The organism is Sodalis sp. (in: enterobacteria) (assembly GCF_047607725.1).
GTDB lineage: Bacteria > Pseudomonadota > Gammaproteobacteria > Enterobacterales > Enterobacteriaceae > JBLKSS01.
This window is the reverse complement of the sequence record NZ_JBLKSS010000168.1, coordinates 1-8,570: the sequence shown is the minus strand read 5'-3', so window position 1 is coordinate 8,570 and position 8,570 is coordinate 1. Positions and strand designations below refer to the sequence as shown.

Below are 8,570 nucleotides of genomic sequence, written 5' to 3'. Positions count from 1 at the left end.
ATCATCGCCGGATTATCCATGATCTGACAGCCGTCCCTTATAGGATGCGGGTTCACTAGGCATCGTAGTGGAACATATTCTTACCGGGCCGTACAACAAACCCACCAATAATTCAAGACGTCCTCCACGGGGCGCTTACCTTCCCTCAGCCGCCAGCGGGATTATGATAAAAGCTGCCCAACTTGCGCGCGCGTCAACGGCCCGCGCCGCATTCATTCACCTGGCGATCCATTAAAAGGCGCTTCCCGAAAGGGGTGCCGCGCCCGAATCTCTTTTCCCGCCCGCTAAGCTTCTCTCATCTGACATTGACTCTCCTCGGGCATAGGGCATCAAGTATCTGGCATCAGATGTCTGGCCTATGGCTCCTGGCTGTCTTGCGTTTGGCGTCTGGCGGAGAATCCCTCGGGCTAGGCTTTTCTTGGCTATAATTATACTGTCTTTTTCATTCTTTCCTGGGGAGACGATCATGGCTTTCGCCAAAGAATATAACGAACATACGAAGCGTGAAATCAGCATTGACGTAGACGCTTTACTAAACGCGGTTGCCGACATCACCAGCGAAACGGTGCAAGAACATGAGGATAACGAAGAGGCGCACATGGTGACTGTATAGGGACGACAATATACCACCCTCGGGGCGCTGGCCGAGGCTTATGATTTGGATATCCGCAATTTTACCGTCAATAATGAAGTGAATAATTGAGCGCCAGAGCGCGAGCATAAAAAAATCCCCGGGCGGGGGAGACCAGGGAAGCATAAATTCCGCCTTTGCGGGATGAATTTTAAAGTTCGTTACACTAGGAAATCAGATTACCTTTTCCATATTATATAGTTCATAATAATTGGCAAATAACGTTACGTTTGTTTCTGTTTCCCTGATGCTCACCAGCGAAATCCTCGAGCGCCACACGGTGCTCGCATAGGCCGTCATGAATATATAATGCATTGTATGATAATACCTTTTTCCATTACTATACCCGTGGCAATAGAAGGGGAATAGACAATGCTCTAAATTAGGAGCATTCTGATAAACTATAAACATGATTTTAGTTTCAGGTTAACATTTGTCCGCTCAAGAACCGTTTAAATGATCATTTATTCCCATAGATCAATAAGCCATCATATATACTGATTGGCTGGAGAGGCGGCCCGGTGGACGCCACGATTTGAACGAGGCGGAGAACAGCATGCCGAGCTTGACCGACCCCCTATTGGTGATTACCGATTTAGATGGTTCTTTGCTAGATCACCATACCTATAGCTGGCAGCCCGCCGCGCCCTGGCTGGCGAAATTGAAAGCCAACGACATACCGATTGTCATCTGTTCAAGTAAAACCACGGCTGAAATCGTTACTCTACAGACGCAACTGGGCTTGGTAGGGGCGCCGTTCATTGCTGAAAACGGCGCCGCTTTACAGCTTGACGCGCGGTGGCCAAACGCACAGGTATCGACCGGGGGCTTTACCGGTAAGGATTACGCCACCCTACACGCCGTCATAACGCGCCTGCGCGAGGCGCACGGCTACAAATTTTTTGGCTTTGGCGATGTGACCGCCAATGAAGTTGCGGAATGGACCGGTCTCAGCGTGAAAGAGGCACAGCTGGCAAAAACACGCCAAGCCTCGGAAGCTTTTATTTGGCGCGATACCGACGACAGACTCGCCGCTTTCGCCGCCGAACTGGCGGCAGAGGATTTGGCCATCACCGAGGGCGGTAGGTTTTACCACGTCATGTCGCGAGGCAGCGGCAAAGGCGCCGCGGTACGCTGGCTTCTTGAACAATACCGCCAGCACGACGGCCGAAACTGGCAAACCCTAGGTTTGGGTGACGGCCCCAACGACCAATCCATGCTTGACGCGGTGAATTATGCCGTGATTATCCGCGGCTACAGTAAAACACCGGTGGTGCTGTCCTCGGCACACCCGTCAATTTATCGCACTCACGCCTACGGACCGGAGGGTTGGGTGGAAGGTTTAAACCATTTTATTACCGAGGCGTGATTAAGGTCATACCCATAACAATTCAATAAAAAACATAGCCATTGGGGGTTGTTTTATGAGCGATTTTCACCAAAACGGAATTATTGCCAATTTCCATAATCTGTCCGATCGGAAAGTGGAAGAATTGGAGACCGAACTCATCGGCTTCTCCCGCAAGCGAAAGATGGGGCTTATCCTTCCTTCGCTTTTTTCCGAACTCGAGGGACCGGCACTGACCCATATCATAGACGAATTAGCGCGGGTCCCTTACCTGGAAGAAATCGTTATCGGTCTGGATCGCGCCGACCGCGATCAATTCCTTCACGCCCGAGAATTTTTTTCCCGCTTGCCGCAGCACCATCGTATCTTATGGAATGATGGGCCGCGGTTGAAAGCCATCGATGCCGAATTGGAAAAAGAGGGATTATCCCCCACCGAACCGGGTAAGGGCCGCAATGTCTGGTTTTGTACCGGCTACACGCTGGCCTCGGATCGCACCTTGGCGGTTGCCCTGCACGACTGCGATATCGTCACCTATGACCGCGGCATGCTGGCGCGTTTACTCTATCCGGTCGTGCATCCCCGTTTCAGCTACGAATTCTGTAAAGGGTTTTACGCTCGGGTCGCCAATGGCAAGATGAACGGCCGCGTGGTGCGCCTACTGGTGGGACCGCTTCTGCGTTCGCTGGAAAACGTATATGGACAATCTGAATATCTGGATTACCTGAACAGCTTTCGTTACCCGTTGTCCGGTGAATTCGCGATGCGTACCCGGGTAATGCATGATATGAAAATCCCCGGCGATTGGGGTCTGGAAATTGGCCTGCTGTCGGAAATTTACCGCAACTATTCACCCAATCACATTTGTCAGGTTGAAATTGCCGATAATTACGATCATAAACATCAGCCACTGGCGGAAGAGGATGGCTCGGGCGGTCTGAAACGGATGAGTAACGATATTATCCAATCTCTCTATCGTAAACTGGCGACGATGGGCGTGAATCTCACCAGCGATTCTTTTCGGGTGCTAAAAGCGACCTATTATCGTAACGCGTTGGATATTTTGGACTTTTATCATCATGATGCTATCATGAACGGCTTGAGTTTCGACCAGCACAGCGAAGAGGCCGCGGTGGAGTTGTTTATGCAGTGCATTCTCGACGCCGGCCAGGCGTTTATCAAACGGCCGAACGATAAGCCTTTCATCCCAAGCTGGAGCCGCGTGCAGTCCGCCTTTCCGGATATCATGCAGCGTATTTATGACGCGGTCGAAGAAGACAATAAAGGGAGTGTCTGACGCTCAGCGCCGCGACGCCGGCCGGGGTCCCGGCCGTTTTTGTTAACTCTACACACCCGGTGGCGACAGGGACCCTTGCGGCCAGGATGCGCCGCAGCGTTTCCCTAACGGCCTATCAGGCAGTTAATCGGATAGACCCGCTATGCGCGAATTAAAACCTAATGAACCTCTGGTGGCCGCCCTTGCAGACTGGATTGAGGATCATCTGGATCGCGATATCGCTTTGCCGGAAATCGCCGCCCGCTCCGGCTACTCCGTCTGGCATATGCAGGGCATTTTTCGGGCTACTACCGGCATGGCCATTGGCCGCTATATCCGTGAACGTAAATTGACCGAAGCCGTACTCCGGCTATGTAATTCTAACGAGCGCATTCTTGATATTGCGGTATCCTATGGTTTTAATTCCCAATCGCAATCCACCACGCTATTCAAAAAATATTTTGGCGTCACGCCGCAGGCCTGCCGCAACGATCCCGCCCTGCCCCTGCGGCTCACACCGCCGCTGCACATACAGCCTTCTCACGATCCCTCTCGTTAGCGCAGCGTCACTGCCGGAATTTGTCATCGGTTTGCGCCCGCCTGATGTGCGCCCTATGCGTTGTATCAGGACACCTCGCCTGCCCTTAGCAATCCTCTTTCGCCCGCGTCCGCGACATTCCCGTCAGCAACGTTTCGTCAGCGGCCTCGCAATCGGCGGCCCCTTTGTCCGCGGAACGACCGCGCTATCGACGCCCCTTTTGCCAGCGGTAACGGCTTTGCCAGCTGCAGCTGCGAGGCTATGCGCGAGAACAGCACCGAGCAAAATATTTCCATTCTTTTAATAATTAAAAAAATTGATATAATTGAATAAAAAAAGAAATTTTATGAATAGCATTTGATGGCGATTAGCGTATTATAATCCAGTAGTAGAAAATTTCCCTGGTGTAACTTGAGATCATTTAGCCCGTCAATGGCGGGCTTTTTTTGATGCCGCGCCTCGGCACCCCTCCTAATTTAATTCAACAATAACAATAGATTATTTTTTTGTCGGATTTCAAGAGCTAGGGCTTACCCCGTGTCTTTCCTCACGACCAGCGGCCTAATCTTCCCCTCTAACGCATTTTGGCCTGGCGACAGCCCACTTAGCCTCTTCGCGCGGCTGCTAATGACTCTCCAAAAAAATGAAGCAAAAGTTTAATAAAAATAAACATAACCATGCTGCGCGCGATGGGGGCAGTTCGGCAAAAAACCGTGGCGCGCTTTAGCCACAGCGCGTTAAGAAACCACATTTTATCGGGCTGGCCAGCCGGCAGCGCACAAACATCTGGGTGCGGGTACGCTACGCAATGAGGCGAGTACCGACGGCAGCAGGGACGGGGCGGATGCGGCGGAAAAAATAAATGCAGACGTTCGAGGCATGCGGGCGCGGAATAGGCGGCGGCAACCGGTAAGAGAGTGTGTATGGGGAACGGACAGAGTTGCAGGCAAGGCGATAAGCGCATTATGGCCCACAGGCCTGGAAGACCCGCCGGCGCAATCAATCCTGGCACGAAGAGCCCATCGATCTAACGGCCGCGTTAGCAAAAATTTTAGCACGGCCCATTAGCCTATCAGGCATCAAATATCAGCCATCAGATCATCAGGCCATCAGCGCATCGGCCATCTGGCGCTTAGGCCATCCCGCCGCCCCGCTGATTAAATTTTACACCCTTCGCAATCGTCTTCCGCCGACAGCGGCTCGGGTATTTCGTCAGCTTTTTTCTCGGCATTCTTTTCAGCTTTGGCAAGTTCGGCATCAATATCAAATTCAAATATATCGTCGTTCATCGCGCTATCTCCTGAAAGTCTTGACGGCAGTATAACGGTTTTCCAGACTGATTTTTATCACCCAGGGCTTTATGGCCTCGAAAGCGTCTCGCGGAGATGAGCTCCCGGCAATAAAAAACCCGGCTTCTCGCCGGGTTGACCGCAGTGAACAAAGTGCTCAAATATCAAGCTCCTTTTTGCTCTTTTTGTCTGCACGTTTTTCCTTCAGTGTCTTTTCTGGTTTCTTCTTGGCGGCTTTATCTTTACCTCTGCTCATAAACGCCTCGCTTACTTGTGGGTTGAAGATGGGTTACCAAAAGATTCCCGATCATACACGGGCATGGTTAGACTTACCAAACCTCAGCCGGGATTGCAAGCCGGGTTCAGCCCTTCACGGCCGAAACCAGGGCCGCCGCCGAGCCAGAGTCAACGGCCTGCACGCATCCAGGCGCTATTTTTTTTGACCGGTCGCCGCCAACCACTGCTGCATGGTCGCGATTTCCGCCTTCTGTGCGCTGATGACATTTTCTGCCAGCTTGCGCATCGCCGGATCTTTGCCGTATTTGAGCTCCACTTCGGCCATATGGATAGCCCCCTCGTGGTGCGGGATCATCCCCTGGGCGAAAGCCACGTCCGGATCGTCGACTTTTACGCCGGCATTCATCTGTTCATGCATGTCTTTCATTGAATCCAGGTAGGCTTTACTGGCGGCGGAAAGCGTTTCCGGGTGATTTTCTTCACTCATACCGGCCATCTCATGGTGCGTATCAGCGGCACCGGCCAAGAAGGGTATCATCAACATCAGCAGTGGGAAGAAAGGCAATTTACGCATACTATTTTCCTTACATGTCATTTCCTAAGGGGTAAGCCTGTTAAGGTTTACCGAACGCAGGGCTATTGTCAAGGTAAGGCGTCTCATCCCTACCGCGGCAACGTTATGAATTTTTATCAGTAAGCGAAATGATGAAAGAGGAAAACTGCGGCGACATCCATTTGGTGAATCCGTTGTCGCTTTTGGTAATCAAAAACACCGCCAGCCCTTCACGCAACGCCAGCTGTTTGGCTTTTTCCATACCAAGCACCATTAAACCGGTATCCCAACCGTCCGCCTCCAGCGCCGTGGTGGCGATAACCGTCGCCGACACCAGTTTGTGGTCTATCGGCCTGCCGGTCACAGGATCAATGATGTGGCTTATGCGTTTACCGTTAAGCTCATAATAGTTACGATAACTGCCGGAGGTGCTGATGCCGTGCCCCTGCAAATCCACAATGGCTTCCGCCGCCACGGTTTCATCGGTAGGGTGCTGTATAGCCACCCGCCAGGGCTGTTGGCTGGGCGACAAACCGCGGGTCAAAACGGCGCCCCCCACCGACACCAAATAACGGGTAATGCCGCGCTGCTCCAGCAAGGCTGCAAGATGATCGGTCGCATACCCCTCGCCCACGGTGGAAAGATCGACGTACAGGTCAGGCAACGTTTTTTGCAGCCACTGCCCCTTGCCGGTTTCGATAAGCCGCAAATGTTCCAAACCAACGCGCGCGCGCGCGTTTTCGATTTGCCGGGCGTCAGGGGCCATTGACGGCTGTTTTTCCGGACCAAACCCCCAGAGGTTAACTAATGGCCCTATGGTGATATCCATCGCACCGCCGGTTTTCGCGCCTATACGCAGCGCGGTGGAGACAATATCCGCCATGCCCGCGGTAATGGGCTGCGGCTCGGTTCCCCGATAGCGGTTAAAACGAGACAAAATCGTGTCGTCTTGCCAGGTCGAGATTTGATGATTATCTTGTGCCAGCTGCCGTTCTATCGCTTCGGTGAGACCTGCTAAGGCCACCACGGGCGGGTTCGCCACCAGCACGCGATAATAGGTGCCCATGGTTTTTCCTTCGGCACGCCAGGGCTGGGCCTGGTCCACCGAGGTGGCGCCGTCGCATCCCCATAGCAACATCAACGTTGCCATCACTACCCCTGAAAATCTGGTCATAACATATCCTTAAATGGCCAATATTGCCGCCCAACGCCTCTCATCGGCCTGAAAACTCACCCTGCGGCAAAAACGGTCAATATGCTGCCTGAGTCAACGCGCAAAAGCCATGCCCTGAGCGCATAAGAAATAGGTGTTATTTGCAGGCATGGTCGTGCCGCGCGGGAGCGCTCCCGCCCCTATACACGCTGTATGGGCTGGAGGGAAGCCCTCGCGGGGGCGGCTTGGCGGGATAATGGGGCATTTAGGCCAGCGTGCTTTAGCCTTAAGCAGTGCTCCGGGGAGCCAGCGTCAAAGAGATCAACACTATGAACTTCACAGCCCCGAATGCGGATTACCCTGAGCATAATTGAACATGCGTTGCACTACCTCATCCGCGCCTTTGATAACCTCCGAAAGGTGCCGGTCGCTGCAGTTTACCGCTTGGGAATAGGCGATTTCATGTGCTTCATCCACCATGGTAATGATCCGATCGCGGGTTTGGACATCAAGATTGCCCAAGATGGTGGTCAACACCACCTGATAGGCATGAGACGTCACCGTAAGTTGACGTTCCCGCGCCTCGAGCGCTTCAATACAGTCCAGCAGGACCTGATAGTGGGGATCGTTCGCCATAATGATTTCCCTTGCGTGACAAATAAACAGCCGAACTAAGATGGCTTGCTCCACGGTCGAGGGTGAAAACGACCTGTCGCGGTCTTTCACCGGCAGCGTCGGCGACAACGGTCCGATAGGATCTTGACGTCGGGCTCCACAGCGCCTGAGGCTGAGTCCCATCATAGGCCGGTTTGCATCGACAAATAAAGATCCCGCCGCTCAGGGCCGGCGTTGCGCGCACATGCCGTGTTAGCGCCTGATTATGATGAGTATAGACAATAGTGACGCGCGACCGGCTGGGGGTTATTGAGTACGACAGACTACCTGAAGTAAAATCCTGTCGCCAAGACGCTTTTAAGACGGGTTAAGGCGTAGTCAACGGCGGCTGGCGATGTCCCACACCGCATGGACAATACCGGGAATATACCCTAGCAAGTCAGTAAAATATTGAGCCAGAAAGCGCCGCGCAATCCCACTTCCATGAAAACGCCGACCGGCGGTAAGATAATAGCAAAAATGACTTTGACGAAATCCATATCTACTCCTAATTGTCAGTATTTCCTATAACGCGATGCGACCGGCGTGACGCCCTTAAACCGCGGGGAGAAGGTGAAAAACGTGTCACCGCCAGACGTTGCTGGCGGTGTTATTGCCTGTGGAAACTCGGCGCAATCCGCCGGGACGGTCGACGTTATTTCCCTTTATGCATGCCGCCTTTTTTTCCTGCTTCCGAGGCTTTTTGCGGGTCATTTTTGAAGCCGCCGCTACCGCTATGTTGCCCCCTTTTTTACCGTAAGCGTACGCCCAGCGCCGTATTGACAGTTATTCAGCAGGGATGGTGAGGTTCCACGGCAGGAGCTCTTTGATTTTGTTGATGGGATGATCCGCGATAATCGCCAGCACATGGCGCAGATACGCTTCCGGCTC

General features: G+C 52.9%; 9 protein-coding genes and 3 pseudogenes. 5 read left to right on the top strand and 7 right to left on the bottom strand.

What is annotated here, in order from left to right; genetic code table 11:
• Nucleotides 1-67: 67 nt before the first annotated feature.
• The 5 genes and pseudogenes from ACMX3H_RS14735 (at nucleotide 68) to ACMX3H_RS14715 (ending at nucleotide 3,814) form a co-directional block, all read left to right on the top strand.
• Complete coding sequence (locus tag ACMX3H_RS14735; RefSeq protein WP_415211378.1) at nucleotides 68-235, top strand: hypothetical protein; 168 nt, start codon at nucleotides 68-70, stop codon at nucleotides 233-235.
• A 123-nt stretch (nucleotides 236-358) separates the two neighbouring features.
• Nucleotides 359-703: pseudogene (locus ACMX3H_RS14730) on the top strand (DUF2525 domain-containing protein).
• A gap of 484 nt (nucleotides 704-1,187) precedes the next feature.
• Nucleotides 1,188-2,000 carry a mannosyl-3-phosphoglycerate phosphatase-related protein gene (locus ACMX3H_RS14725; RefSeq protein WP_415211377.1) on the top strand — a complete coding sequence of 271 codons (813 nt, stop codon included), beginning with the start codon at nucleotides 1,188-1,190 and terminating at the stop codon, nucleotides 1,998-2,000.
• A gap of 55 nt (nucleotides 2,001-2,055) precedes the next feature.
• The gene (locus ACMX3H_RS14720; RefSeq protein WP_415211376.1) at nucleotides 2,056-3,276 is read left to right on the top strand and encodes a glycosyl transferase; all 1,221 of its coding nucleotides are present in this window, start codon (nucleotides 2,056-2,058) and stop codon (nucleotides 3,274-3,276) included.
• A gap of 142 nt (nucleotides 3,277-3,418) precedes the next feature.
• On the top strand, nucleotides 3,419-3,814 hold the full coding sequence (locus tag ACMX3H_RS14715) for a helix-turn-helix domain-containing protein (protein ID WP_415211375.1): 396 nt from the start codon (nucleotides 3,419-3,421) through the stop codon (nucleotides 3,812-3,814).
• Between the two features lie 1,136 nt (nucleotides 3,815-4,950).
• Here ACMX3H_RS14715 and ACMX3H_RS14710 read toward each other — a convergent pair.
• The 7 genes and pseudogenes from ACMX3H_RS14710 to ACMX3H_RS14680 all read right to left on the bottom strand — a co-directional run.
• Nucleotides 4,951-5,082: a hypothetical protein gene (locus ACMX3H_RS14710; protein ID WP_415211374.1), complete on the bottom strand. Its 132-nt coding sequence runs from the start codon at nucleotides 5,080-5,082 to the stop codon at nucleotides 4,951-4,953.
• Nucleotides 5,083-5,512: 430 nt separating this feature from the next.
• Nucleotides 5,513-5,893: a DUF305 domain-containing protein gene (locus ACMX3H_RS14705; RefSeq protein WP_415211373.1), complete on the bottom strand. Its 381-nt coding sequence runs from the start codon at nucleotides 5,891-5,893 to the stop codon at nucleotides 5,513-5,515.
• A 103-nt stretch (nucleotides 5,894-5,996) separates the two neighbouring features.
• Nucleotides 5,997-7,046 carry an FAD:protein FMN transferase ApbE gene (gene apbE, locus ACMX3H_RS14700; RefSeq protein ID WP_415211372.1) on the bottom strand — a complete coding sequence of 350 codons (1,050 nt, stop codon included), beginning with the start codon at nucleotides 7,044-7,046 and terminating at the stop codon, nucleotides 5,997-5,999.
• 315 nt (nucleotides 7,047-7,361) lie between these two features.
• Nucleotides 7,362-7,661, bottom strand: coding sequence for a hypothetical protein (locus tag ACMX3H_RS14695; protein ID WP_415211371.1), 300 nt, complete (start codon nucleotides 7,659-7,661; stop codon nucleotides 7,362-7,364).
• 357 nt (nucleotides 7,662-8,018) lie between these two features.
• Nucleotides 8,019-8,179, bottom strand: a pseudogene (locus ACMX3H_RS14690) (YqaE/Pmp3 family membrane protein).
• Nucleotides 8,180-8,334: 155 nt separating this feature from the next.
• Nucleotides 8,335-8,430 (bottom strand): annotated as a pseudogene (locus ACMX3H_RS14685) (KGG domain-containing protein); the annotation flags it as partial.
• Nucleotides 8,431-8,465: 35 nt separating this feature from the next.
• The coding region (locus ACMX3H_RS14680) for a transposase domain-containing protein (RefSeq protein ID WP_415210122.1) at nucleotides 8,466-8,570 on the bottom strand (105 nt) is incomplete at its 5' end.

What these genes read in the sequence shown, in the direction of transcription:
- ACMX3H_RS14725 (WP_415211377.1), top strand. Translation starts at nt 1,188, where the DNA reads ATGCCGAGCTTGACCGACCCCCTATTGGTGATTACCGATTTAGATGGT.
- ACMX3H_RS14720 (WP_415211376.1), top strand. Translation starts at nt 2,056, where the DNA reads ATGAGCGATTTTCACCAAAACGGAATTATTGCCAATTTCCATAATCTG.
- ACMX3H_RS14715 (WP_415211375.1), top strand. Translation starts at nt 3,419, where the DNA reads ATGCGCGAATTAAAACCTAATGAACCTCTGGTGGCCGCCCTTGCAGAC.
- ACMX3H_RS14710 (WP_415211374.1), bottom strand. Translation starts at nt 5,082, where the DNA reads ATGAACGACGATATATTTGAATTTGATATTGATGCCGAACTTGCCAAA.
- ACMX3H_RS14705 (WP_415211373.1), bottom strand. Translation starts at nt 5,893, where the DNA reads ATGCGTAAATTGCCTTTCTTCCCACTGCTGATGTTGATGATACCCTTC.
- apbE (WP_415211372.1), bottom strand. Translation starts at nt 7,046, where the DNA reads ATGACCAGATTTTCAGGGGTAGTGATGGCAACGTTGATGTTGCTATGG.
- ACMX3H_RS14695 (WP_415211371.1), bottom strand. Translation starts at nt 7,661, where the DNA reads ATGGCGAACGATCCCCACTATCAGGTCCTGCTGGACTGTATTGAAGCG.